This window comes from Bradyrhizobium sp. Pha-3 (assembly GCF_042258615.1).
Lineage (GTDB): Bacteria > Pseudomonadota > Alphaproteobacteria > Rhizobiales > Xanthobacteraceae > Bradyrhizobium.
This window is the reverse complement of sequence record NZ_CP170152.1, coordinates 4,734,741-4,759,112: the sequence shown is the minus strand read 5'-3', so window position 1 is coordinate 4,759,112 and position 24,372 is coordinate 4,734,741. Positions and strand designations below refer to the sequence as shown.

The following is a 24,372-nucleotide window of genomic DNA, read 5'->3' as shown; positions in this document are numbered from 1 at the left end:
GCAACAGGGGGCGCAAGACAAGCAATTTTGACGCTTTTACCGTCCTTGCCGCGGGCTCTTTGCCGCATCAGGCGGAAGCGCTTGCCTCGACGGGGAACGCCACGGCGCCGTCCCGCGCCCTGCACTTTCCCCATATCAGCCCAGCTCCCGTTCGGCAGCGAGCATCTCGGCCGCGGTCAGCGTCAGGCGGTCGATATGTCCAAGGAGCAGCTCAAGATCCTGCGGGCCGAGCTGTTCCAGCAGGCGCCGGTTTCGCTCCTGCGCGCCGGCCACAATGGCGTCATGAGCTGCGAGCCCGGCCTTGGTGAGGGAGACCAGTGTTTCCCGATTGTCACGGGGGTTGGCCGCCTTGGCGACCAGCTTGCGCGCGACGAGCTCGGCGAGCGCCCGGCTGATCTGCCCCTTGTCCATGCCGACGGCTTCGGCAAGCCGCACCACGCTCATCGGAGGCCGCCGGCCGAGCGAGGCCACCAGGCCGAATTCGACCGAGGACAGGCCGGTCAGGCGCTTGTAGCGCAGCAGCGCGCCGCGCCTGAGCAGATTCGCCAGCACCATCAGCCGCGACGACATCATCGCGGTGATCGGCGCCAGCTCGGCATCGACCACCGCCTCCGGCGGCAAGGCCCGCGCAGTCCTGAGCTTCTCGGTCATCGCCAACCTCTGCCAACAAAGCCTGTCGCTGCCAAGTTAGACGATATCGTTGACATTGTCATCGATCCATCGTTGACTTGGTCAACGACACGGCGACCGTCGGCAAGAATCCGGCGGCGGGAGGAAACAACATGACGATGACCCAGCTCGACCGCGATCTCGGCACGGCCTATGCGATGAAGCCGTCCACGACCCGGACCGAGCTCACCTCGGTCGTCCGCGGCACGCCGATGGGCGAGCTGCTGCGCCGCTACTGGCACCCGATCGGGCTCGTAGGCGACGCCACCGATATCCCCAGAAAAGTCCGCGCGCTCGGTGAGGACCTGATCCTGTTCCGCGACCGGCATGGCCGGGCCGGCCTGCTGCATGCGCGCTGCTGCCATCGCGGCACCACACTCTATTACGGCAAGGTCGAGGAGGACGGCATCCGCTGCTGCTACCACGGCTGGAAGTTCGACACCGAGGGCCGCTGCCTCGAACAGCCCTGCGAGCCCGAAGGCGGCCTGTTCAAGGACAAGGCGCGCCAACCCTGGTATCCGGTGCAGCAACGTTACGGCCTGATCTTCGCCTATATGGGCCCGGCCGATAAGAAGCCGGTGCTGCCGCGCTACGAGTGCCTGGAGACGATGGACGACGGCGAGTTCGTCGAGGCCGACGATTCCTCGATCGGGGGCGGCGGCCCTGCCGTGATCCCCTGCAACTGGTTGCAGCATTTCGAGAACGTCGCCGACCCCTATCATGTGCCGGTGCTGCACGGCTCGTTCTCAGGGCCGCAGTTCACCACCATGATGGCCTCGATGCCCGAGGTGAAGTTCGAAATGTCGCCGCGCGGCGTCGCGGTACACTCGATCCGCCGGCAGGACGACGGCAAGGTGTTCTACCGCGTCACCGAGGCCGCCCTCCCCACGCTCCGCGTCGTGCCCAATCCGCGGGTCGCGCAATTCGCCCGCGTCGAGTCGATCGGCTGGACACTGCCGATCGACGACACCTCGTTCCGCATCTATGTCGCCGGCCGGGTCAAGAACGCCGGCGATATCGGCCGTATGCGCTCGAAGTTCAACGGCAAGTTCTGGTGGGACATGACGGAGCAGGAGCACCAGCAATTCCCCGGCGATTACGAGGCGCAAGTCGGCCAGGGCCCGGTCACGGTTCATTCGGAAGAGCATTTCGGCCAGAGCGACCGCGGCATCCTGATGATCCGCCGGATGCTCTCTGACCAGCTCGAGGCCGTGGCCGCCGGCCGCGACCCGATCGGTGTGTCGTTCGATGCCGATGCGGGGCCGGTGGAATTCGAAGCAGGGAATTACATCCGCGAAGGGTAAGGCCCGCGCGCAAGGCAAACAAGAAAAGACAAAAATCGGGGGAGGAAGTCATGGTCGATGTCGCACCGCAGGCGGCTGCGCAAGCGCAAGTCAGCGCCAGGCCTGCCGCCGGCCGCTACTACGTCCTCGCTTTGCTCACCATCATCTACGCCCTCAACTTCCTCGACCGCACGATCTTCAATGTCCTGATCGAGCCCATCAAGAAGGAGTTCGCGCTCAGCGACACCACGATGGGCCTGCTCGCCGGGTTCGGCTTCGTGCTGTTCTACTCGTTGCTCGGCATTCCGATTGCGCGGATGGCCGATCGTCTCAACCGCCGCAACATTGTCGCGGCAGCCTTCGCGTTCTGGAGCGCGATGACCTATCTGTGCGGCATGGCTTCCAGCGTCACGACGCTGGCACTGGCGCGGGTCGGCGTCGGCATCGGGGAAGCCGCGGGCACACCGGCCTCGCAATCGATGATCGCCGATCTGTTCGACAGGAACGAGCGTCCGCGCGCGCTCGGCATCTACGCGATCGGCACCTATCTCGGCGTCTTCCTCGGCTATTTCATCGGCGGTTATGTCAATCAGCACTATGGCTGGCGGATGGCCTTCTTCACCGCGGGCCTGCCCGGCATCGCGCTCGCCGCGGTGCTGTGGCTGACGATCTCCGAGCCGAAGCGCGGAGCGATGGCCGAGACCTTCAAGGCCGAACCGATCGGGCCGACGCTGGGCTTCCTGAGCTCGCAGCCGAGCTTCGTCATCGTGCTGATCGGCTTCTGCCTCACGACCTACACCAACTACGCCACCGCGGTGTGGATCCCGCCGTTCCTGACCCGCATCCATCATCTGACCAGCGCCGAGATCGGCACCTATGCCGGCACCTTCAAGGGTCTCGCCGGCATGGCGGGTACCCTGATCGGCGGCCTCGTGGTGGCGCAGATCGGCCGGCGCGACGATCGCTGGAAGCTGTGGGCGCCCGCGATCATGTCCGGCCTCGCGGGTCCCGTCTTCGCGCTCTGCATGCTGACGCAAAGCTTCACGCTGATGGTCGCCACTCTGGCGCTGACCTCGTTCATGGTCGGCTTCCATCTCGGCCCGATCTTTGCGATCGCCCAGACCGTCGCAAAGCCCAGCATGCGGGCGCTGGCCTCGGCGATCGTGCTCCTCACCGCGACCTGCTTCGGCCAGGGCGTCGGTCCCCTCGCCGTCGGCATGATCAATGACGCCCTGAAAAGCACGTACGGCACGGACGCGGTTCGCTACTCGCTGCTGTCGGCCGCGGTGACGACGACGCTCGGCGCGCTGCTGTTCGTCTGGGCGGCGCGCTGGATCCGTACCGACATCGCGCGGGCGAGCTAAGCGTCCATGAAGGCCAGCAGGTCAGCCATCAGGCGCGCACTGTGCGTCAGCGGTAATGCGTGCGGCGCACCTTCATAGACGGCGAGCTTGCTTCCCTTGATCAGCGCCGCCGTCTTCGCGCCGGTCAATTCGAGCGGCGCGCTGGCATCCCTGTCGCCATGCACGATCAGCGTCGGACGCTCGATACTCTTGGCCGCGGCGCGCAGATCGGCAGACGAGATCGTCTTGCGGCAAGCCAGCGCCACCGGCAGCGGCACGCTCCGCATCATCTCCCTGATCCAGGCCCGCGTGGCCTCGGGCGTGTCGGGCACGAAGAACGGCGCCTCATTTTCGCCGATCCATTTCGGAAAGTCCTGCGCGATCGCGGCATTCTGGGCCTCGACCATCGCTCTGGGCACCGCGACCGGATTGTCCTCGGTCTGGACGATGAACGGCGTGGTCGGCGCCACCAGGACCAGCCGCGCGATGCGCTCGGCGCCATGACGCGCCAGATAGTTCACCGCCTCGATCGATCCCATCGAATGCGCGACGATCGTGACGTCGTGGAGATCGTGCTGCTCGATAACCGCGGCGACGTCATTGGTCAGCGTGTCGAGATCATATCCCGTCATCGGCATGTCGGAACGGCCGTGGCCGCGGCGATCTGGCGCAACGCAACGATAGCCCTTGGCGTTCAGCGCCACGATCTGGCTGCCCCAGACGCCGGAGTTGAACGTCCATGCGGCAAGCAGCAGCACCGGTTTACCCGAGCCCCAATCCTGCACGAACAGTTTTGTGCCGTCGCTCGCGGTCGCATAAAGCGGTTGGCTGGCCATGACATATTCCCCTTTGTAGATCGATCGGCAACATCGCCGCCGATGCACCGACCATCGCAAAGGGAGATCGTGCGCGCGATTACGCCTCAGGTAATCACGCGCGTGATGTGAGGCTTACGGAAACGAAAACGCTTCCGTCTCACCACTGATAGCGCACCACGCCCTTGCCGGCGTAGCTCGAGGTGACGTTGGAGAACTCGCCTTCGAACGTCGCGGCCGCCGACCAGCCGTTTCGCCAGTTCATCTCGACAGATGCCGTGGTCAGCGCGGAGTCGCTTGCCTGCGCCGCGCCGTTGACGACGAAGCTGGTGCCCGGCAGCGCCTGGAAGGTCGCGGCAGCCGAGCGGCTGGGGTCGTAGTCGTGGGTCCAAGCGAAGCGGGTGCGCAGCGTCAGGATGCCGTCCTGCACCGGGAAGGACTTGTCGTTGCGAAGGCCGAGCTCGCTGCGTGTATCGGTCAGGCTCTTGCCGCCATAGGTCAACGCAAACGTCGACAGGCCCGAGATCACCCGCTCGGCGTAACCAGGCAGCTCGAAAGTCGTAAACTGGCCGGCGGCATAAGGCGTGATGCCGATGCCGCCGATCCACGGCGCGACGAAACGATAGCCGCCCTCGAGCCGCCCCGAATAGGCGTTGGCATTGAACTCGGCGCGGAGTTGGTCGAGGCCGACAGCAGTCACGGTGCGGTTGGTGGTGATGTCCTGCCAGCCATAGGCGAGCGCGGCGGAGACATAGGCCGCACCTTCGGTGTGGCGAACATAGGCGCCGGCCTGGAACAGATCGGACCGGCCGCTGCCGCTGCCCGCGACGGAAAAGCTGGTGCCGCCGCCGGCGATCGCAAAGCCCGCAATGGTATTCGGCGAGAACAAATAGTCAGCGCCGACCGCGGTGCCATAGACGCTGCTGGTGGTGTCGTTCGATCCGACGACGGCGTTGCCACTGGTCGATTGCGAACCGCCGAAGCCCGCGGCCCAAACGTTCCAGCGCGGTACGAACGGCACCGGCGGCGCCTTGGTGAACATGGCGAATGCGTCGGTCTTCCTGGCTGCGGCATAGGCGCTCGCATCGCCCTCGTCCGCATAACCCGGTGCGCCCGGCATCGACCCCGATCCGCCGGTGCGGTTCATGAAGGGATCGGTGAGCAGCCCCATGAACAGGTTCATGGCATCGAACGTCGTCTGCTGCGAGCCGGTCGCCAGTTCGCCGGAGGCCTGTGTCAGCCCCGTCGGCGTGAGCGTGCCGAACGCCAACGGAATGCCGCCGGTCGCGTTGAAGTAATTGACCAGCGTGTTCGCGACGTTTTGCTGGTTGATGGAAAGGCCGCCGCCGAAACTGGGGGCCGGAAAATTCAGTGCCAGATTGAGATAGGCGTGGGTGGCGTCATAGCTCAGCGTGTCGGTGAAATTCGTCGGCAGGTTGGTATTGGCGACGTTGGATGCAAACGTGCCGGATATGCCTCCAGCGGCGTTCAGTATCGTATACTGCCTGGAGATGTAGCTGCCGTTGGCGAACACTGCATTGACGGTCGCGCCTCCAAGCGTCGCGTTCGCGTTGACATTGGTCGATGCCGCAGCGGTCGGCGTCACCTGCACCTGATAGATCGCGCCGGATTGGAAGGCGAGACTGCCGTTGATCGTCAGTGTGCCGGTCGGATCTGCAGCACTCCCGGGCGCAAGCGTGCCTCCGCTCATGATGGTCGTGGGTGCCGGAATGACGAAGCCGCCCCTCAAGGTGTCGCCGGTGACCGGCTCCTTCACCACAACCGTACCATCAACGGCAGTGGTGGCGCCGGGGTTGGCGCCTGACAATGTCGACGTGACGCCGTTGTGGAAAAAGACGACGGTCGGAGCACCGACGATGCCGGTGCCACTCAAGGTGCCCCCGGAATTGACCGTCACTTTCAGCGAGTTGGCGATCGAGCCGTCCACTTCAAGGGTGCCGCCGGTGACGGTGGTGGCGCCGGTGTAGGTGTTGATGCCGGTCAGGATTTCCTTGCCGCCGGTGATCGCCACGCCGCCGCCCGCGCCGCCGTCCCCGATGACGCCGGCGAACGTGCCGTTGGCATTGGTGAACGTCAGCGTATTGGCACCGAGGTTCACGGTGCCGGCGATGCTGGTCCCGGAAAGACCGTTGATCGAGACGCCGCCGCCCGCGCGCGATATATCGAAGATGCCGTCGTTGATCACGGCCTTTGAGGACGCAATGCTGCCGCCGCTCATCAGGTCGAGCTCGCCGCCGGCGTCGATCGTGGTTAGCCCGGTATAGGTGTTGGCGCCGCCGAATCTCGCCAAGCCGCCAAGGGCGATCGTCACATTGCCGCCGGTGCCGCCACCAACGCCCCCATCCTGGATGACGCCGTCGTAGGGGCCTACACGGCTGGTGATGGTCAGCGTCTTGGCGCCGAGAGAAACGACGCTGACGCCGATCGGGTCATACAAACCGGCGACGCTGGCACCGCTGTTGGTCTGCGAAATATCGAATGTGCCGACGCCAGCGCCCGGAGAGAAAGCGACGGAGGCCGAATTGGCGATCGAGCCGTTTCCCTTGAGCGCCAGTGTCGCGCCGGCATCGATCTGGGTAAAGCCGAGGTAGCCGTTGACACCGGACAGGGTCTGCGTTCCGGCGGCGATCTCCAGGCCCCCCGCGCGCGAGCCGTTGATCGCGCCGGAAAACTCCGTCGAACCGGCGGTAATCACCAGTGCGTTGCCGCCGAGTGCAACCGATCCATCGCCCGCGAGCGTTGTGATCCTGTTGAGGAGGGACGACGATGCCGAAATGTCGAATGTACCATTGACCATCACGACGCTCGAATTCGAGATGCTGCCGCCGCTCGACAGCGCCAGCGTTGCGCCGGAATTGATGGTCGTCGCGCCGGAATAGCTTTCCGCCGCCGTCAGGGTCAGCGCACCGCCGCTGCCGGAGTTCGCGACCGTCACGCCGCCTGTACCGTTCAACGCCGTCGCGAGCGTCACGGCATTACCGTTATAGTCGAACGTCGCACCGCCGGAGCCGATTGCGTTCAGCCGGGCCGAGATGTCGACCGTGTTGCCGCTCGCCCATCGCAGACCACCGCCATTGAGAGTGATGTTGCCCGATCCGAAATTGCTCGTTGCGTTGAAGTTGATCAGGCCGCCGCTCACGGCCGTGCCGCCCGAATAGGTATTTGCGGCGGTGAGTGTCAGCGTGCCGAGCCCGGTCTTGGCAAGGCTCCAGCTGCCGGCATCGGCGCCTGTGCCGCCGCCGCCGGTCTGGTCGGCAATGACATCGGAGACCGTTTGGTTCTGGCCGGCCGCAGGACTGAAGGTCAGCGTCCCGTTGCCCTGCAGAAACATACCCGAGCCCAAGGCTGAGCCATTGCCGGCACCGACACCACCCGTTCCGCCGGTGACGCTGCTGCCGTTGACGGTAAAGGCACCGGAGACATTGAGCGTTCCGCCACCCTGGACAAATACGGCGCCGCCCGCGCCAAGCCCACCACCCGCACCGCCTTGGGAATCGTTACCGCCGTTGCCAGCGCCGAAACCGCCGAGATTGCCGCACGTCTGACCGGAATTGCCGCTGGCGCCGCCACCGCCGCCGCCGAAGCCTCCCTTCCCCGCATTGCCAAAGCAGCGCACGCTCCCGCCGCCGCCGCCGAAACCGCCAATTCCGCCTGCGCTGTTGTTGCTGCCGCCGCCACCGCCACCGAAGCCGCCAGCACCGCCGCCGGCGCTCAAGCCTCCGGTGGTGGTACCAGCGCCACCGCCGATTCCACCACCGCCGCCGGCAGAACTGATGCCAATCCCCGTGACCCCGCCGCCGCCACCGCCGCCACTCGCGCCCCCTGCGCCTGGCGTGGCACCACTAAAGGTGTCGGTCGCGCCTCTGCCGCCACCGGCAGCGCCGACAGCGATGCCCGCAGCGCCATTGCCACCCGTGGTGCCAGCCGCACCGGCCCCGCCATTGGCGCCGAGGCCAATCCCGCCGCCACCGCCACCACCGGCGTTGCCGCCGTTACCGCCATTGCCGCCGAGCCCGCCGCCGCCGCCGCCACCACCGCCCGCGCCGTAATTGCCGCCATTGCCGCCGTTGGCCTGGTTGCTGGCGAGCGAAACATTGCTCACCGTGACGTTGGCGCCGCTGGCAACGAACAACGCACCGCCGGCGCCCATCCCGCCGCCGCCACCGCCATCGAGCCCGCTGCCGCCATCGCCGCCCCTGGCCACTGCATTCTGGATCGTCAGGTTGTTGACCGCGACGGTGCCCGAGTAGACGAAGAATCCGCGCTGCACGCCACCGCCGTCGAGCGTGAAGTTGCCGCCGTTGATCGTGACATTGCTGCTCGAATTGATGATGGGCAGCGTTGTCCCGCCGGTCAGCGTGATGTTGCTCGTGATGTTGACCGTATAGCTTCTGCCCGGATTGCTATCGATCGTCGTCAGCGCTGCGACGAGGCTCGCTCCGTCGCTGGCGTTCAGCACCGTCTGGGCGCGTGCGCCGGTCCCGAACGCGACGAGCAAAGCAAGAGTTACGGCTACCCGTTGCAAACAGGGGAAACGAAAGCGTTCAACAACGGACACGCGCATGGCATTCCAACTCGGGCCGCGCATGGGCGGCCACTGAAAATCTCAGCGTGAGGTTGTATCCCCTGAGACATCCTGCCGCATGACAAAAAGCCAAATTGGAACCGAAATCGCGACGATGTGCCTTCTTTGCCACAAGGCGAGGCCCACTTCGTCCCGCCACGTCGCCGGCAGAACGATGGGCCGTCGTCGGCGCAGGGTCTCCTGGGACTTACCTGTTGGGATTTTCCGTGAAGCTCGCCACGACATTCCGATAGCGCTTGCTGCCCGCGATCGTCTCGCCATTGTCCATCCGCAGGACGAAGTCCCCTGCCGGACGATGCTCGACTGCAACGACCCGCGCCAGGTTCACCAGCCTCGCCCGATGCACGCGGACAAGGCCGAACGGCCTGAGCCGATCCTCCTCCCGCGCGAGCGTGCCGCGGATCAGGCGACGTCCGTTGGGGAGGGCAAACTCGACATAGTTGCCCGCGGACGTCACGGCCACGATATCGCGAGGATCGACCCGAAAGCTCATGGCGCCGTCCCGCAGCCACAGACCGGGATTGGCGGCGTCGACGGACGGTCCGGCGAGCGGCAACGCGAGCGCTTCGGCCGGCGGCGCTGGTGTTGCGGGCATCGGTGTTACGGGCATCACCAACACCTTGCGGTCCATCAGCCAGATCACAACGGCCACCATCAGCGACGAGACAACGTCCTTCTGGAGCTCATGCGGAAACGCCGTTGCCCAGTGAAAGGAATAGCCGTCGGCCAGCAGCAGCTTGCGCAACCCGACCATGGTGACGAGATGTGCGAACGCGTAAAGCAGCGTCGCCGCCACCGCCAGTGTGACGGCCATCACTCGGCTGCGACCAACACGCAATTGGGTGATGCCGCTTCGCAGCAGCGGCAGAAACAGGATCCATGCAACGGCGCTCGTCACCTCGAGCAACACGGGCATGCGCAATGGCGCGTCCCCCTCGGACAGTTTGAATTCGCTCACCGAGGAGAAGACGTTGACCACGCCGCTCGCCACGATCAGCAGCGCCACCCAACCGTAGGCGAGCATCGAACCGCGCTTCGCCCCGCCCGGTCGGATCGCCGTCACATCGCTGCGATTTTCGTCCCCGAATTCCGCTTGCTCATCCCAACCCCGCTCGACGCGCCGATCGATGCCGCGTTCAATGGAATTCTCTGGCTGCGTCGTGGACATGTCGGGATGGACTAAATGCTGCAACTCGTCAGGTCACCCGCCCCGGCGGCCAGGTCCGGGACCCAATTGCGATCTGTCACGCAGTCAGGTCCTTATCACAGGCAGGCGAACGGCGTCCCGCAGGACAGCGTGGCGCGCGGTCCGACTGCGTAAAATCCGCCCTACTCACGGACAGGTGACCGGCCGATGAATCGTCGCGAACTCCTGATCGGCGCCGCCCTGACGCTGATGGCGCGCTGGATGGCACCAGGGCGGGTTGCCGCTGCGCAGGGTGCGAGCAACTTCTCGCAAATATTTCGGCGAACGCGTCCCTCGGACCCACAGTGGCCCTCGGCGGCCAGCTGGAACCGGCTGAACGAGCAAACCGATGGCCACCTCATGGCGGTGAAGTCGCCGCTGGCGGCGTGTCAGGACAGTCCCTCAGGTCCGGCGTGCCGCGACGTGTTCAAGGAGCTGAAGAACCCCTACTACATCGGCGACGATCCTGCACTGACCCAGACCACGGGCTATCTCGATGCGTGGGCGTCCCAGCCAAGTGTCTACGCCGTCGCGGCGCGCACGACAGGTGACGTCGTTGCCGCCGTCAATTTCGCACGTGACAACAATCTGCGGCTGGTCGTCAGGGGCGGCGGCCACTCTTATCTCGGCACATCGAGTGCACCCGACTCGCTGATGATCTGGACCCGCGCGATGCACGACATCACGCTGCACGACAGCTTCGTCCCGCAAGGCTGCCTGGATCCGCCGCAGCCGGCCGTCAGCATCGGCGCCGGCGCGATCTGGATGCATGTCTACAATGAGGTGACGACCCGAGGTGGCCGTTATGTCCAAGGTGGCGGCTGTGGAACCGTCGGCGTCGCGGGACTTGTGCAGGGCGGCGGCTTCGGCAGCTACTCGAAGAACTACGGCACCGCCGCGGCGAGCCTGCTGGAAGCCGAGATCGTCACCGCGGACGGCGTCGTGCGGATCGCAAATGCCCGCAGCAACCCGGACCTGTTCTGGGCCTTGCGCGGCGGCGGCGGCGGTACCTTTGGCGTCGTCACCCGCCTGACGTTGCGCACCCATGAACTACCCGACGTCTTCGGCTTCGCCTCCATGACAATCAAAGCGGCGTCTCAGGCGTCATTCCGCCGCCTCGTGAGCGCATTCGTGGATCTCTACGCCGACCGCCTGCATAACCGCCACTGGGGCGAGATCGTCAACATCAAGCCCGGCAATACGCTCGACATCCAGCTGTCGTTCCTGGGCCTTGACAGGCAGCAGGCCGACGAACTGTGGCAGCCATTCATTCGCTTCGTCACGGCAGCCGAGGCTGAATTCAACTTCGCCCGTCCACCATCAATCCGCACCGGTCCGGCAGCGCACCGCTGGGACGCCGCCTACATCCGACAGCGCGCTCCGCAGGCGATCCTCTCCGACGATCGTCCGGGCGCACCGGCAGAGAACGTATTCTGGGCCGCCAATTTGAGCGAAGCCGGACACTTCATCCATGGTTTTGAATCGCTCTGGCTTCCGGCACCGCTGCTGAGCGGCGTGGAGCGTCCGCGGCTTGTCGAGGCCCTGCTGGCGGCCGCCGAGCATGCGACGGTCGAGTTGCATTTCCAGAAAGGGCTGGCCGGCGGATCGGAAGCCGCGATCGCCTCCGCAAAGGAAACCGCCACGAACCCCGCCGTGATCGACGCCTTCGTGCTCGCCATCATCGCGAGCGAGGGCCCGCCCGCCTATTCCGGCCTCAGCGGCCACGAGCCGGATCTGGCCGATGCGCGCAAGAATGCCGCAGGGATCGCGAAGGCGGTCGGCGAACTCAGAAAGGTGGCGCCGGATGGCGGCGCCTATCTCGCGGAAAGCAGCTTCTTCGAACCGAAATGGCAGCAGGCCTATTGGGGCCCGAATTATCAGCGGCTTCTGGAGATCAAGCAGAAGTACGATCCGGCCGGCCTGTTCTTCGCGCGCCACGGCGTCGGCAGCGACGGCTGGAGCGACGATGGATTTACGCGGCTGGCGACGCATCCGTGATGGTCCCGAAATGACCCGTCGGCGATTTGCTGGTCGACCGGAAGCCTCGCTCCGGTTCATTTGAACGTCGCGAAGGGAGTTCGCGCGCGAGAGGGGTAAGTGGAGCGCGACGCCGGAGATCGCCGCGCTCACACCGTCAGATCAGCTTGCCGGTGTATTTCTCCAGCGTCGCCCAAGCGTCTGCGCCATAGGTCTTCTGCCACTGCGTGTAGAAACCGGCTTTCACCAACGCCGCCCTGAACTGCACCGGGTCAGGCTTGTTGAAGGCCATGCCCTTCTCGGTCAGCTCGGCCTGCAACGAGCGATCCATCTCCACCAGATCGGCGCGCTCCTTCACGGCCGCCGCGTCGAACGCCGTATTGATGAGTTCGAGCAGATCAGGCGGCAGGGCCGCCATCGCGCGGCGGTTGCCGAGGATCCAGTAGCCGCTCCAGCAATGGTTCGACAGCGCGCAGTATTTCTGCACCTCGTACAGCTTTCCGGTCGAGACCTGCGCCAGCGGGTTCTCCTGCCCTTCGACGATGTGGGTCTGCAGCGCCGAATAGAGCTCGCTGTAGGAGATGCTCGACGGCAGCGCGCCAAGTCCTGAGAACAGCGACGTCAGCAATGCCGTTACCGGCACGCGAATTTTAAAACCCTTGAGATCGTCGACGCTGTTGAGCTGCCGGCTCGATGACGAGGTGATCTGGCGGAAGCCGTTGTCCCACACCTTCTTCAGCGGCACGACGCCGGTCCTGGCGATCGCATCGCGGACGATGTCGCCGACGCCGCCGTCCATCGCCGCCCAGACCTGGTCGTAGGACTGGAACGCGAAACCGATGCTGGGCAGCCCCGACAACGGCACCAGCGTCGACAAGGTCATGCTGGGTGCGGCCAATAGCTCGATACCGCCGGCGCGGACCTGCGACAGCATCTCCGGATCGCCACCGAGCTGGCTGTTGGCGAACACCGTGATGTTGACCCGGCCGGACGACTGCGTGCCAACCAGCCTCGCCGCCTCGGCCAGCCGGATTGTTAGCGGATGGGTTTCCGGAGTGTTGACGCCGAGCTTGAAGTCGAACTCGGCAGCGGCAAGAGACGGCTTACCAAACATCGTGGCGGCAAGTGCCATGGAGCCAGTTCCCAGCACCCGCCGACGGGTCATATTCCTTGTTTTCATTATTGTTTTTCTCCCAGGCGCAGTCCGCGCCCATGGCCAGTTTCAGCCCTCTCATTCTGTGACGCAAGGCACGGTGAAACCAATCCGCCCATGGCAAGAAACCATTTCCGGGAACCCACGAAACGATCTGGAAACAGATGGGGCCTACCAGTAGCTGCCATAGACGGCGCATAGACGCCCGGAGGCGACCATGAACCACTCGATCCATTCAGCCGATCGCGCGACCCACCTCAAGATCGTTGTGGTTGCTCTCGTTGCGGCCATCGGGATTGCGGCTTTCGGCATTTCGGCCCGGAACAACGCGGAGTTCACCCAGACCGCCCAGACCAACCAGGTTATCAAGGCCGGCAAGCCTGTCGCGATCACCTCCTCGGGCACATCGACGGTCCGCTAAGACGGTATTCAGGCTTGGGCAGACAAAGCGGCCGCCTTCGGGCGGCTTTTTTGTTGGTCCTGAGGACGGTGAGGCCTTCGCCACCAGGTTCAGATCCGGCGATTTCAGGACCACCGAGACCGGGGCGCGCGAGATCGCTGCCGCTGGTGCTCGACCTCGACGACACCCTGATCAAGGACGACCTGTTCTATCTGAGCTTGTTCTCGATCCTGCGCCGCAATCCGCTGCTCGTTGGTGCATGCGCGGTCTGGCTGACGCGCGACCGCGCAGCCGCGGCGAGATCTTAACCGCCTCCTAACGCGGTCGCTCGATTGCAACCCGCTCCGCGACCCCAGTCTTAAAAATTGTTCCGTAAGGTGGGCGTCAACAGAGGCGCAGGCCCACAATGAATTTGCAGCAGCAAGTAATTTCGACCGGCTTCAAGATCATCTGCACGGATTGCGGCAGCCTGGCGATCAAGGTCGCCGATCCGGCGCATGCGTCCGGCGACACCATCATCGAATGCCGCCGCTGCAACGCCGTGCGCGGCACGGTGGCGGACCTGCACACCCTGGCGCGGCGCGGCCGCGACCTGTTCGAATTCTAACCCAGCGCCGCCGATGCTGTCAGATTCGAACGCGACCATGCAGAGCGACATTCCCCTGGACACTGTCTGGTCGATCCTCGAGGCCGCCAACGAATTGGGCGATACCCACACGGTTGACGCTTGCCGCCGTATCATCGACGCGAATTTACGCGGCGACGCCCCGGGACAATCCGACCTGGACGCGGTCGCCGCATTCTTTGCCTGATCAAGGCAACGTGTTGCCGTTTGTGAATTCAATGCGACGTCGGGGTGACAGATCGCCCGGCAGAAACATAACAATACGGACCGAGACGTCGCCTAACCTTGCTTGACTTGATTGACCCGAGGTCGATCGGCTAGCTGTCGCACAGCTTTCGATACGGACGGGCCGATGCAATTGACGCGCGACGAGCTGACTGTCGGGGTCGCAATCCCTGGGTTCTTCGTCCTCAGCACCGCCTCGATGATCGCCTGCGGGCACGCGTTCCCGGCGATGCATGTCTGGCGCTCCGGCATTAATGCCGAGGCCATCCTCGGCACCGCCGGAATGGCCGTCTTCATCCCGGCGTTCGTCGCGGGCCGATTCAGCTTCGGTTATCTGGTGAGCTTCGCGCTGCTGTCAGCGGTGTTCGGCTTTGTCTGGCTCAGCTTCTTCAGCGCTTTCGATTATCCGCATGCCATCGCCCGCTGGGCCATGATCGCCGCGCTTGCTGCCGCAATGATCCCCCTGATGCTCCAGAATACGCCGGTTTGGCGGCCCGGCCTTTCCGAAACGGCGATCAAACGCATTGCGCTGCTGCTACTGGCGTCGTCCTTGGCCGTGCTGATCGCCGACATCTCGTACGGCGCCAATCTCGGCAATCCCTATGGCGAAGCCCGCAACGCCGTCACGCGGCCGGCGCTGTTGAATTATCTCACCGGGATCATGATCGGCGCGGTCCTGCCTTATCTGTTCGCGCATTTCGCATCGCGCAGGCAACGGATGCCGGCCGCTTGCGTGTTGCTGCTTGCGCTTTGCTTCTATCCGGTCGTCAACAACAAGACCGTGCTGCTGTTGCCGATCTGGCTGCCGTTTCTGTTCTGGCTGTTCGGCCGGTTCAACCCGCGGCTCGCCACGGTGTTGGCGTTCCTCCTTCCGACGATCATCGGGCTGACATCGTTCGCCGTGCTCGGCGCCGACAAGGACTATGTCGTATTCAGCGCCATCAATCTGCGCTTCCTAGCAATCCCGTCGCTCGCCCTTGATCAATACGCCGACTTCTTCGCGCACCGCGACCTGACCCGCTTCTGCCAGATCTCGATCGTGCGACAGGTGGCCGCCTGCCCGTATGGCGAGCTCGGCCCGGCGCTCGGGGCGATCTATCGGGACGGCAATTTCAACTCCTCCTTCCTCGCCACCGAGGGCATCGCGTCGGTCGGCCTTGCGCTCGCGCCGGTTTCGGCACTCGTGTGCGGCCTGATCCTGTCGGTTGGGTCGATGGTCTCGCGGCACCTGTCGCCGCGCTTCATCGCGGTGTCGTCGGGCATCGCCGTTCAGGCGATCATGAACGTGCCGCTCACGACGAGCCTGGTGTCGAACGGAAGCGCGCTGCTGTTCCTGCTGTGGTGGCTGACGCCCGAATGGCGAGCGGAAGCTTCGCAGCATCAGCAACAGTCAACGCGACCCATCGATGCCGTCGGTGTTGCGGCCTGATTTCTTGCGCCCTGCCGCGACGCGACGTTGCGGCCTGAGCGATCGGCCGCCGCGACCAAGCCACGCCGATACGCCCCTGCGGCCTCACTTCTTTCGGAGAACGATGATGCTCTGATACGGAGAGATCCCATTCATGCCGACGTCAACGAGATCAAACCGGTCGGTCCAGTGCGTCTCGATGTACCGCTTGCTGATGATCGTCTCGCCGTAGGTCATTTCGCCATCGACCGGATAGCTTTGCGGATAGAAGTAGAATCCGTCTCGCGCCACAGTCTCGGCGATTTTTTGCTGATCCCAGCCGGGCAATTTGGAAATCGGCTCATAGAACGCATATGCCGGCGGCCGAATGGTCAGAAGAAAGAGACCGCGATGCTCCAGAGAATCGTGGACCGCGGCCAGGCATGTGTCGCTTGCGGCAGGCGAGAGGTGCGTCCAGATCGATAGCGCGTAAGCGACATCGAATTTCTGGTTGAACGGCAGACGTCTCGGCAGGCTGTCCGACAACACGATATCGGCGTGCGGGTTGGAGCGCTGCGCGACCTGGATGATGCCCTTGTGCGGATCACACCCGTGCAAATTGCGCAGTGGCACATCCTTCATGAAGTACCGGAGCACACTGCCCCAGCCGCAGCCATAGTCCAGCACCGCACATTCAGCGAACGGCTTATCCAGATGTCGCCTGAGTTTATCGTGCAACAGGCGATAGGTTTCGATGACGGCGGCGCCGAGCTCCATCCCGGAACGACCGCTCCAGTTTTTCTGGGTGCCGGCGTCCGGCGGATCGGGAATGGCGGCCTTGATCGCCTTGAAGCCATCATATTCCTTCCAGAGCAGCACATTCCACAAATACGGATCGTCGATCCATTTGAGTGCGTCGTATACGGACTCTCCCCTTCGGCAGGCGGCATCCGCTTTTTCCAGTTCATCGTTGTAGTACTCGTTCAGCCACGAACTCCAATTCATCGGCACGCCTCCGTGTTATGCTCGCTTCATCAACCCTCGCCCGCATCGGCGTCATTTGAACTCTGCTGAGAGTGTCTCTGGTTTCTCCGGCGACTTTAAGACACACGGAAAGCGCGTGAGTTCCGCAGGGCGATGGAACCGCCAGCGTCGTCGCTGCGCCAAGCTTTCGCGATCCCGGTCACCACGTGTGAAGTCGACAGCCGACAACCCAGGACTTGGATCGGTTCCGTTCGCATGCACCGCGCCGGTGGCCGACCTTCCCCGCGACTTCGGCCGCCGCGAGAGTAAGGTTGACGTCAGGCTCGCGCGTTACGCTACGCCCTCAAACCGAGACCTGCCGTACTTCCATTTCTCGCTAGTCCGGGTGGCGATAGTCACTACCGCATCAGCCGATGTGGTGATCGCGTGTGAGGCGAACCAGCCGGTCAGCCTCCAGGAAGCATGTCGATGAAAGTCCGCGAGCTAATCCAGGTGCTCCAGACACTCCCGGATCAGGACGCAACAGTCGTGATTGGAGAAGGCGCGAAGCCGGAGACCTGGCTGATCGTGTCTGGTGTCGCGGAATGTCGGATTGCACGCGTGAATGATGATCATGCGATTGTCGGGTGCGAACCAGCGATCGAGATCGTCTGAAAGACCGCGAGCCGGAGCGCAGTTGCTTTTGCGTCCCGGAAGCCCGAGCCGAGCGCGTTCAGAGTGTCACAACGGCGCTCCGCATAACACGTCTCAAATCCGGAACTTGGCGCTAAGTGCTTGATAAGACTGGCGCGAGAGACGGGACTCGAACCCGCGGCCTCCGCCGTGACAGGGCGGCGCTCTAACCAACTGAGCTACTCCCGCGGATGCCGATCATCGGATTGATCCGCGCAGGATCGAGGGCATAAAGGCCCGCATCCCGATAGTCAAGCGCGTTGCGGAGCCCTGCACTGTGCGGCCGCTTTTGCGCTGTGGACGCGAGTTGTCGCCTGTTTTCAGGGGAAACGACGTAGTCAGCAAAGCCCCGAATCAAATAAGGCCTGATACGTCTGGGCTTCCTGTGGCCGGGCCCGGCGCTGCCCGTTCCCAGAACCGGCGGTTTCAGGATTTTTCCGGACGCATTTTCCCGACGCGAACGGCACGCCATTCGCGTGAAAGCAGCAATCCAGCCATTCAGCAACGAGGAGGGCCACACATGGCGAAGAAAGCAGCGACCCCGGCGACGATCACGCTGAAGCACCTGGCGGCGGCCATTGCCGAAGAGCAGGAGCTGTCCAAGAAGCAGGCCGAGGCCATCCTGACCGACATGGTCACCCGGATCACCAAGCACCTCAAAAAGGGCGAGCGGATCCGCATCGTCGGCCTCGGCATCCTCCAGGTTCGCAAGCGCGCCGCCCGCATGGGCCGCAACCCGGCGACCGGCGAGCAGATCCACATCAAGGCGAGCAAGAAGGTCGCCTTCCGCGCCGCCAAGGAACTGAAGGAAGCCGTCTAAGGCATTAACCTTCCAGGTCCGATACCAAGGCGCCATTCCGGCTCGTGACGCGGCCCCGGAATGGCGCTTTCTGTTGTAGAGTTGTCCCTCGATGCGCTTTGCTTGCGCGAGCCAAGTTCGCCTGAGCGCCTTATTCCTGTTCTCCATCCCTGCGCGGTCTTCATGCTGGCACCGGCTCTCGACTTCAAGCACACCGTCACCGAGCGCTTCCTGCGCTATGTCGTGATCGACACCCAGTCCGACCCGGATTCACCCACCACGCCCTCCACCGAGAGGCAGAAGAATCTCGGCCGCCTGCTGGTCGCCGAGCTGCAGGCGATGGGCATATCGGATGCGCATCTCGATCCACATGGATACGTCTATGCGACGATCCCGGCCAACACCGACAAGACGGTACCGGTGATCTGCTTCTGCTCGCACATGGACACCTCACCCGACTGCACCGGCAAGAACGTCAAGCCGCAGGTCGTGGAGAATTATCGCGGCGGCGACATCGTGCTCCCGGCCGATGCCTCGCAGGTGATCCGCGCCGCCGAGCACGAAGCGCTGGCAGACCAGATCGGCAACGACATCATCACGACCGACGGCACCACCCTGCTCGGCGCCGACAACAAGGCCGGCCTCGCCGAGATCATGGATGCCGCGCATTTCCTCGTTACCAATCCGCAGGTGAAGCACGGCACCATCAAGATCCTGTTCACGCCGGACGAGGAGATCGGCCGCGGCGTCGACAAGGTCGACATCAAGAAGTTAGGGGCCGATTTCGGCTACACCATGGACGGCGAGACCGCGGGCCATATCGAGGACGAGACCTTCTCAGCCGACGGCGCCAGCATCATCATCGAAGGCGTCGCGACCCATCCGGGCTTCGCCAAGGGCAAGATGGAGCACGCGATCAAGATCGCGGCCGCCATCGTCGATCGGCTGCCCAAGGACACCTGTTCGCCCGAAACCACCGAAGGCAAAGAGGGCTTTCTGCATCCGGTCGCAATCTCTGGCGCGCTGGAGAATGCGCGGATCGACTTCATCGTGCGCGATTTCACCGAGCAAGGCCTGAAGCAGAAGGAAGCGCTGCTCGAGAAGATCGTGCAGGACGTCATGAAGGGATATCCGCACTCGACCTACCGCATGGAGGTCAAGCAGCAATACCGCAACATGAAAGAGGTGATCGATCGCCACCCCCAGATCGTCGCCTATGCGATCGAGGCGATCGAGCGCGCCGGGCTGACGCCGGTGAAGACCTCGATCCGCGGCGGCACGGATGGCTCGCGGCTTTCGTTCATGGGACTGCCCTGCCCGAACATCTTCGCCGGCGAGCACGCATTCCATTCGCGGCTCGAATGGGTGAGCCGCCAGGACATGGAGAAGGCCGTGCAGACCATCGTGCACCTGGCGATGATCTGGGAAGAGAAAGCCTGATCAGGCCCGCGCCGTTACGATCCAGATCGCGCCCGGCAGCGGCACGGAATCGCCTTTGACGAACGGCATCAACGCCTCGCGGATCGAGCTGACGGCGGCGGCCCGCACGTCATCCGGATGTCCTTCCAGGGCGCGGCTGGCGGGCCCGATCTCGAGTGCGCTCTGGACCGCGGTGTCGATTCCGCGCCCAATCGCGACATCGAACTCAAGCCGGCACGGCTCCATCGCAATACCGGAGAAGCCGGCGTCGCCCAGGATCCGCTTCACCCGGGCTTCGGAAGCAAACGAAAATGGACCGGGATCCTCGGGGCCGAGCTGCGGCAGCTTCGGCACGTGCTTGTAGACGGCCTGCAACGGCGCCATGAAGAATGGATTATCGCGCGGCTCCTGCCAGCACGCGAAAGCGAGCCGTCCGCTCCTCCGCATCGCTCTGTGCAAATTGGCGAACGACGCCACCGGATCGGCAAAGAACATCACGCCGAAGCGCGATGCCAAGAGATCAAAGCTCTCGCCGGCGAACGGATAGACGGTCGCGTCCGCGAGCGTGAACTCGACCGGCAATCCCTGCGGCGCGCTCTGCCGCGCCCGTGTCAGCATCGGCTCCGAGACGTCGACGCCGAACACATGGCCATTGGGCGCGACCTTTGCCGCCAGCCCGAAGCTCGAGGCGCCGCTGCCGCAGCCGACATCGACGATGCGCTCGCCGGCCTTCGGCGCGGCGCGATCGATCAAGAGGTCGAGCACCGGCTGCAGCACGATATCCTGCGCGGCCTGCCTCGAAGCCCAGCGCTGACCGCCCGGCCCGTTCCAATATGCAATCTGATCGGCGTTTTGCGGATGGCCTGCGTTCATGCGATCCAAACCCTGTTGAGAAGTTGCGCCGATCCTAGCAAGTCTCGCGCGTGGCCGCGCGCAACATCGGCGTGACCTGATAGGTGAATCCGGCATTGGCCCTGACGACGGGATCGTTAGCGACGATCTCTTGCGGATCGGCATCGTCAGCTAGTTGCAGCACGCCCAGTCCCCAGACGCCGGCGGGATCGGCGACCGGCCCGAAGATCAGCGCTTTGCCGGCTTGCAGCAATTCGCCGCAATAGGCGACGTGCGCCTGCATGATGGCGGCTTCCTGCGGCGTCATGTCCTGCGGGAAGGTCGGGCGCGGTCCGGTCATTTTGCAGACGTAATACTTCATCGACCTGGTCCGCGCTCGGGGATTATTTGGCGGCAGCGCTCGTGGGCTTGGCCTGCTTCGGCGCAGCGGTGGTCTTGGCGGCGTTCGTCTTGGGAGCGGCCTGCCCGTCATTGCTGCGTGCAATGCCCCACGGGTCGGTCGGCTTCTGGTCCGGCACGCCGCTGAGCGCGCGCTGGTAGGCGCGCTGCTGCCGCGCCTCGTTGGCTATATCCGCCGGCGACTTCTCGATCTCCTCGCGATAGCGCTGAACATGGTCCTGCTGCGCCAATGCCGGTCCGGCAATCATGGTGAGAAGAAAAATCGCGGCGAGTTTGCGCATGCATCAAGTTCCCGGTTAGGCGGAGAGAATAGCATCGCAGCGGCGTCGGCATCAAATCTGAGCGGCATCGCGCCAACAGGAACCGATCCCGGCCCACGGCGAAAGCGTGACTTTCGGCACCTTTCGCACCGTCGGGTGTGGAACGACATTCGGCACGCCAGCGCGGAGCAAGCGCGGTCCCGGCTACCCCATAGACTACCCCACGGCCGGGATCGCGCCCTCTCCGTGCGCTCACGGAGGGCCGAGCCATATGGCCTCACTACGTCGGGCCCACCAGCCAGCGGCCGCTTTGCAGCTCGTGAAACACCGCGCCACGGTCATCCTGCGCGAGCATGTTCAAGTGGAGGCCGAGCTTGTCGGAAGGGCGGCGATCCTCACCGACGGGACGGCGGGGACCGTCGAGGGCGTGTCGCTGGACGAGTCGCACGGGTTGCGCATCTCGATCAGAGGGCACATCGGGAAGTGGCCGGTCTCGACAATCAGGATGCTCCAGCCGTAGAGCCGGCTCCCATCGCACGCGTCCGGAGCCGATCCGCCTACGTTCTTCGAGCTTCGGCGCGACAACCTTCATCCTACGAACCGAACAAGCGGACAAATTCGCGCCCAAAGGCTGGCCTGCCTAGCCATAGCCCGCAGGGCGAAGGCTGGTGGGCGGTGAGAGGATCGAACTCCCGACCAATGGTGTGTAAAACCAGTGCTCTACCGCTGAGCTAACCGCCCTTATCAGCGCGCCTCTTTAGCCTCGCCCGCCCCCCGGGTGCAAGGTCGCAGAGGCCCAATCCCTCGGCTTCAATCCTCTTCAATCCTCGGGCCGCGCCGGCAATCCCTTGAGATCGTTGATCCAGGGGGCTGTTGAGCGGCACCAGACCTGCCGTCGCGGGGTCAATTCGCCGCGCTGGCGAATGCTGCCCCAGCGGATGCCCCAATCATCGGGGCCACCATCCTCACCGCTCGTGAACAACGGGGAACCACAATCGCCGCAAAAGTGCTGGAAGCGGATCCGGCCGTTATCGCCCCGCTTGCCGTAGATTTTCGGCGCTCGTGCGGTCAGCCGGACCTGCTCGGCGGCGCAGATCACAGTGACGCGATAGGGCGAGCCGGTCAGCGTCTGGCAGTCCGTGCAATGGCAGATCGACACCCGTTCGGGATCGATCTCGGCCTGATAGGTCACGGCCCCGCAATGGCATTGCCCGTCGATCTGCATCCGCATTCTCCCAATTCGGCGTTGTCCAATAAGGCGGTCGCCAAGAGGTCGTTCCGGGGGATGCGGCCCGCAAGGCATCCGGAACACGGTCGGGTGCCCCATTGGGACAACGCTGGCATCCCAAAACGGGATTGTTTGGGATACCAATTCGGGATACGTCGACATGACCGCAAAACTCTACTCCCACGCCGGCAGACCGCCATGTCGCAGATGCTTCAAATTCACGACCAGCTGCGGGAGATGATCCTCTCCCTCGATCTCGGCCCCGGCGAGCGGCTGACGGAACGCTGGCTCGAGAGCCGGTTCGAGGGATCGCGCACGCCGATCCGCGCCGCGCTGGTGCGGCTCGAAGGCGAAGAGCTGGTCCGCCGCGACGGCCGCAACTGGATCGTCGCACCGATCGACCTCGGTGAGCTGGAGGCGCTGGCGGAGTTCAGGATCCCGCTGGAGACGACGGCGGTCCGCCTCGCCTGCGCGCGGGCGAGCGCGGCCGATATCGCTGGCGTCGAGGAGATGCTGGATGCCTGCCAGTCCGGCGCGCCGCGCGAGGAATGGCACCGGGTCGGCACCGATTTCCATGTCGAGATCGCACGCCTCTCCGGCAATCCCTTCATCGCCAAGGCGATCACCGGCGCCATGACCCGGCTGTCGCGCGCGCGCTGGCTCGAAGTGTGGACTGAACCCTCGCGCGAGCAGGCCTGGCGCGAGCATCGGCGCATTCTCGGCTTCATCAAGGCCAACGATCCGGATTCGGCCGCGCGCGAGGCCGCCGACCATATCACCGATACCCGCGATCGGCTGCTGCGTTCGCTGAACGAGGATCGCCGCGGCCTGCGGGCGCGCGGCTTCGCCGTCATCGGGCTGCGCTGACATGAACATGGAAATCGATCGCGAGGCGGCCCTCGACGCCGGCCCCTGGAAACGCAATCTCATAGTCTGCGTGTTCGGCTCCTTCACCACCATCGTGGGGATGACGCTGCTGCTGCCGTTCCTGCCGCTTTATGTCGAGCAGCTCGGCGTGACCGACCATGCCTCGATCGTGCAATGGTCGGGCGTGGCCTATGGCGCAACCTTCTTCAGCGCGGCGCTGACGGCGCCGCTGTGGGGACGGCTCGCGGACCGCTATGGCCGCAAGCTGATGCTGATCCGCGCAAGCCTCGGCATGGCGGTCGCCATGTCACTGATCGGCATGGCGCACAATGTCTATGAGCTGGTCGGCTTGCGGCTGTTGACCGGCCTGCTCGGCGGCTACGCCTCGGGCTCGACCGTGCTGGTCGCGGCGCAGACGCCGAAGGCGCGGTCCGGCTGGGCAATCGGCGTGCTGTCGGCCGGCATCATGGCCGGCAGCCTGGTCGGTCCCTTGATCGGCGGCGTCCTGCCGGGCCTGATCGGCATCCGCTCGACCTTCTTCCTGATCGGCGGCGTCATCTTCCTCACCTTCCTCGGCACGACCATCCTGATCCGCGAGGAGGCGCGTCCGAAGACGGCGAAAGGCGCTAAGGCGCGCGGCGGCTGGTCGCTGGTTCCGGACAAGCGTCCTGTGATCGCGATGTGGGGTACCGGCCTGCTGCTGATGATCGCCAACATGTCGATCGAGCCGATCATCACGGTCTATGTCGCGCAACTGGTCGAGACACCGCAGGTGACGTTCGTCGCCGGCCTCGTGATGTCGGCAGCAGCCTTCGGCAGCCTGCTGTCGTCGTCGCATCTCGGCAAGCTGGCCGATCGCGTCGGCCATTGGCGGATCATCACCATCTGCCTGGCCGCCTCGGCGCTGCTGCTGATCCCGCAGGCCTTCGTGGTCAGCGGCTGGCAGCTGATCCTGCTCCGCTTCCTGATGGGGCTCGCACTCGGCGGCCTCTTGCCCTGCATCGCAAGCGTGATCCGGCACAACGTGCCTGACACGGTCACCGGCAGCATGCTGGGTTATTCGATCTCGGCGCAATATGCCGGCCAGGTGATCGGCCCGCTCGCCGGCGGATTCATCGGCGGCCATATCGGCATGCGCGCGGTGTTCCTCGGCACCAGCGTGCTGATGGCACTCGGCGCGATCGGCAATTTCGTCGTCGAGAGGAAAGAGTAGTCGCCTGCCC

General features: G+C 64.5%; 24 protein-coding genes and 2 tRNA genes. 14 read left to right on the top strand and 12 right to left on the bottom strand.

Annotation, left to right across the window (positions count from 1 at the left end):
• Nucleotides 1–135: 135 nt before the first annotated feature.
• Entirely contained in the window at nucleotides 136–651 is a 516-nt protein-coding gene (locus ACE10Z_RS22655) for a MarR family winged helix-turn-helix transcriptional regulator (RefSeq protein ID WP_212314868.1), read from the bottom strand.
• A 131-nt stretch (nucleotides 652–782) separates the two neighbouring features.
• Between ACE10Z_RS22655 and ACE10Z_RS22650 the strand changes: the two genes are divergently transcribed.
• Both ACE10Z_RS22650 and ACE10Z_RS22645 read left to right on the top strand, forming a co-directional pair.
• Nucleotides 783–1,973, top strand: coding sequence for a Rieske 2Fe-2S domain-containing protein (locus tag ACE10Z_RS22650; protein ID WP_375782742.1), 1,191 nt, complete (start codon nucleotides 783–785; stop codon nucleotides 1,971–1,973).
• Nucleotides 1,974–2,023: 50 nt separating this feature from the next.
• The gene (locus tag ACE10Z_RS22645) at nucleotides 2,024–3,316 is read left to right on the top strand and encodes a spinster family MFS transporter (protein ID WP_375782741.1); all 1,293 of its coding nucleotides are present in this window, start codon (nucleotides 2,024–2,026) and stop codon (nucleotides 3,314–3,316) included.
• On the opposite strand, the gene ACE10Z_RS22640 is transcribed toward ACE10Z_RS22645, so the two are convergent.
• From ACE10Z_RS22640 to ACE10Z_RS22630, 3 genes are all read right to left on the bottom strand, one after another.
• A complete protein-coding gene (locus tag ACE10Z_RS22640; protein ID WP_375782740.1) occupies nucleotides 3,313–4,131 on the bottom strand; it encodes an alpha/beta fold hydrolase in 819 nt (272 codons plus the stop codon). The genes ACE10Z_RS22645 and ACE10Z_RS22640 overlap by 4 nt on opposite strands.
• A gap of 139 nt (nucleotides 4,132–4,270) precedes the next feature.
• A complete protein-coding gene (locus ACE10Z_RS22635; protein ID WP_375782739.1) occupies nucleotides 4,271–8,590 on the bottom strand; it encodes an autotransporter domain-containing protein in 4,320 nt (1,439 codons plus the stop codon).
• Between the two features lie 313 nt (nucleotides 8,591–8,903).
• Nucleotides 8,904–9,884, bottom strand: a complete 981-nt coding sequence (locus ACE10Z_RS22630) for a LytTR family DNA-binding domain-containing protein (protein ID WP_375782738.1) — start codon at nucleotides 9,882–9,884, stop codon at nucleotides 8,904–8,906.
• A gap of 186 nt (nucleotides 9,885–10,070) precedes the next feature.
• Between ACE10Z_RS22630 and ACE10Z_RS22625 the strand changes: the two genes are divergently transcribed.
• Nucleotides 10,071–11,900: an FAD-dependent oxidoreductase gene (locus ACE10Z_RS22625; RefSeq protein WP_375782737.1), complete on the top strand. Its 1,830-nt coding sequence runs from the start codon at nucleotides 10,071–10,073 to the stop codon at nucleotides 11,898–11,900.
• Nucleotides 11,901–12,036: 136 nt separating this feature from the next.
• Here the strand turns inward: ACE10Z_RS22625 and ACE10Z_RS22620 are convergent, their stop codons facing one another.
• A complete protein-coding gene (locus ACE10Z_RS22620) occupies nucleotides 12,037–12,993 on the bottom strand; it encodes a TRAP transporter substrate-binding protein (RefSeq protein WP_375789902.1) in 957 nt (318 codons plus the stop codon).
• 256 nt (nucleotides 12,994–13,249) lie between these two features.
• On the opposite strand from ACE10Z_RS22620, the gene ACE10Z_RS22615 reads away from it, so the two are divergent.
• From ACE10Z_RS22615 to ACE10Z_RS22595, 5 genes are all read left to right on the top strand, one after another.
• Entirely contained in the window at nucleotides 13,250–13,453 is a 204-nt protein-coding gene (locus ACE10Z_RS22615) for a hypothetical protein (RefSeq protein WP_173642773.1), read from the top strand.
• 146 nt (nucleotides 13,454–13,599) lie between these two features.
• On the top strand, nucleotides 13,600–13,740 hold the full coding sequence (locus tag ACE10Z_RS22610; RefSeq protein WP_375782736.1) for a hypothetical protein: 141 nt from the start codon (nucleotides 13,600–13,602) through the stop codon (nucleotides 13,738–13,740).
• A 98-nt stretch (nucleotides 13,741–13,838) separates the two neighbouring features.
• The gene (locus tag ACE10Z_RS22605; RefSeq protein ID WP_050405629.1) at nucleotides 13,839–14,039 is read left to right on the top strand and encodes a hypothetical protein; all 201 of its coding nucleotides are present in this window, start codon (nucleotides 13,839–13,841) and stop codon (nucleotides 14,037–14,039) included.
• A 37-nt stretch (nucleotides 14,040–14,076) separates the two neighbouring features.
• The gene (locus ACE10Z_RS22600; RefSeq protein WP_375782735.1) at nucleotides 14,077–14,244 is read left to right on the top strand and encodes a hypothetical protein; all 168 of its coding nucleotides are present in this window, start codon (nucleotides 14,077–14,079) and stop codon (nucleotides 14,242–14,244) included.
• Nucleotides 14,245–14,409: 165 nt separating this feature from the next.
• Nucleotides 14,410–15,711, top strand: a complete 1,302-nt coding sequence (locus tag ACE10Z_RS22595) for a hypothetical protein (protein ID WP_375782734.1) — start codon at nucleotides 14,410–14,412, stop codon at nucleotides 15,709–15,711.
• A gap of 84 nt (nucleotides 15,712–15,795) precedes the next feature.
• On the opposite strand, the gene ACE10Z_RS22590 is transcribed toward ACE10Z_RS22595, so the two are convergent.
• Nucleotides 15,796–16,674, bottom strand: coding sequence for a class I SAM-dependent methyltransferase (locus ACE10Z_RS22590; protein ID WP_375782733.1), 879 nt, complete (start codon nucleotides 16,672–16,674; stop codon nucleotides 15,796–15,798).
• A gap of 447 nt (nucleotides 16,675–17,121) precedes the next feature.
• Between ACE10Z_RS22590 and ACE10Z_RS22585 the strand changes: the two genes are divergently transcribed.
• A complete protein-coding gene (locus tag ACE10Z_RS22585; RefSeq protein ID WP_375782732.1) occupies nucleotides 17,122–17,307 on the top strand; it encodes a hypothetical protein in 186 nt (61 codons plus the stop codon).
• A 130-nt stretch (nucleotides 17,308–17,437) separates the two neighbouring features.
• On the opposite strand, the gene ACE10Z_RS22580 is transcribed toward ACE10Z_RS22585, so the two are convergent.
• Nucleotides 17,438–17,514: transfer RNA gene (locus ACE10Z_RS22580), tRNA-Asp, on the bottom strand.
• Between the two features lie 331 nt (nucleotides 17,515–17,845).
• Here ACE10Z_RS22580 and ACE10Z_RS22575 point away from each other — a divergent pair.
• Nucleotides 17,846–18,145 (top strand): HU family DNA-binding protein, encoded by a 300-nt coding sequence (locus ACE10Z_RS22575; RefSeq protein WP_016847738.1) that lies wholly within the window; start codon nucleotides 17,846–17,848, stop codon nucleotides 18,143–18,145.
• 162 nt (nucleotides 18,146–18,307) lie between these two features.
• Nucleotides 18,308–19,564, top strand: a complete 1,257-nt coding sequence (gene pepT, locus ACE10Z_RS22570; RefSeq protein ID WP_375782731.1) for a peptidase T — start codon at nucleotides 18,308–18,310, stop codon at nucleotides 19,562–19,564.
• On the opposite strand, the gene ACE10Z_RS22565 is transcribed toward pepT, so the two are convergent.
• Genes ACE10Z_RS22565 through ACE10Z_RS22555 form a run of 3 tightly spaced genes read right to left on the bottom strand, consistent with a single transcriptional unit; the run spans nucleotide 19,565 to nucleotide 21,075 of the window.
• Nucleotides 19,565–20,416: a class I SAM-dependent methyltransferase gene (locus ACE10Z_RS22565; protein WP_375782730.1), complete on the bottom strand. Its 852-nt coding sequence runs from the start codon at nucleotides 20,414–20,416 to the stop codon at nucleotides 19,565–19,567.
• Between the two features lie 34 nt (nucleotides 20,417–20,450).
• Nucleotides 20,451–20,756: a YciI family protein gene (locus tag ACE10Z_RS22560; protein ID WP_375782729.1), complete on the bottom strand. Its 306-nt coding sequence runs from the start codon at nucleotides 20,754–20,756 to the stop codon at nucleotides 20,451–20,453.
• A 22-nt stretch (nucleotides 20,757–20,778) separates the two neighbouring features.
• Nucleotides 20,779–21,075, bottom strand: coding sequence for a hypothetical protein (locus ACE10Z_RS22555; RefSeq protein ID WP_375782728.1), 297 nt, complete (start codon nucleotides 21,073–21,075; stop codon nucleotides 20,779–20,781).
• 250 nt (nucleotides 21,076–21,325) lie between these two features.
• Between ACE10Z_RS22555 and ACE10Z_RS22550 the strand changes: the two genes are divergently transcribed.
• Nucleotides 21,326–21,574, top strand: coding sequence for a PRC-barrel domain containing protein (locus ACE10Z_RS22550; protein WP_375782727.1), 249 nt, complete (start codon nucleotides 21,326–21,328; stop codon nucleotides 21,572–21,574).
• Between the two features lie 146 nt (nucleotides 21,575–21,720).
• Here ACE10Z_RS22550 and ACE10Z_RS22545 read toward each other — a convergent pair.
• Together ACE10Z_RS22545 and ACE10Z_RS22540 are read right to left on the bottom strand one after the other, a co-directional pair.
• Nucleotides 21,721–21,795: transfer RNA gene (locus tag ACE10Z_RS22545), tRNA-Val, on the bottom strand.
• A 79-nt stretch (nucleotides 21,796–21,874) separates the two neighbouring features.
• Complete coding sequence (locus ACE10Z_RS22540) at nucleotides 21,875–22,279, bottom strand: GFA family protein (protein ID WP_375782726.1); 405 nt, start codon at nucleotides 22,277–22,279, stop codon at nucleotides 21,875–21,877.
• Between the two features lie 201 nt (nucleotides 22,280–22,480).
• Here ACE10Z_RS22540 and ACE10Z_RS22535 point away from each other — a divergent pair, with 201 nt between their 5' ends.
• Nucleotides 22,481–23,149, top strand: a complete 669-nt coding sequence (locus ACE10Z_RS22535; protein WP_375782725.1) for a GntR family transcriptional regulator — start codon at nucleotides 22,481–22,483, stop codon at nucleotides 23,147–23,149.
• A gap of 1 nt (nucleotide 23,150) precedes the next feature.
• Nucleotides 23,151–24,362 (top strand): MFS transporter, encoded by a 1,212-nt coding sequence (locus tag ACE10Z_RS22530; RefSeq protein ID WP_375782724.1) that lies wholly within the window; start codon nucleotides 23,151–23,153, stop codon nucleotides 24,360–24,362.
• The last annotated feature ends 10 nt before the right edge of the window (nucleotides 24,363–24,372 follow it).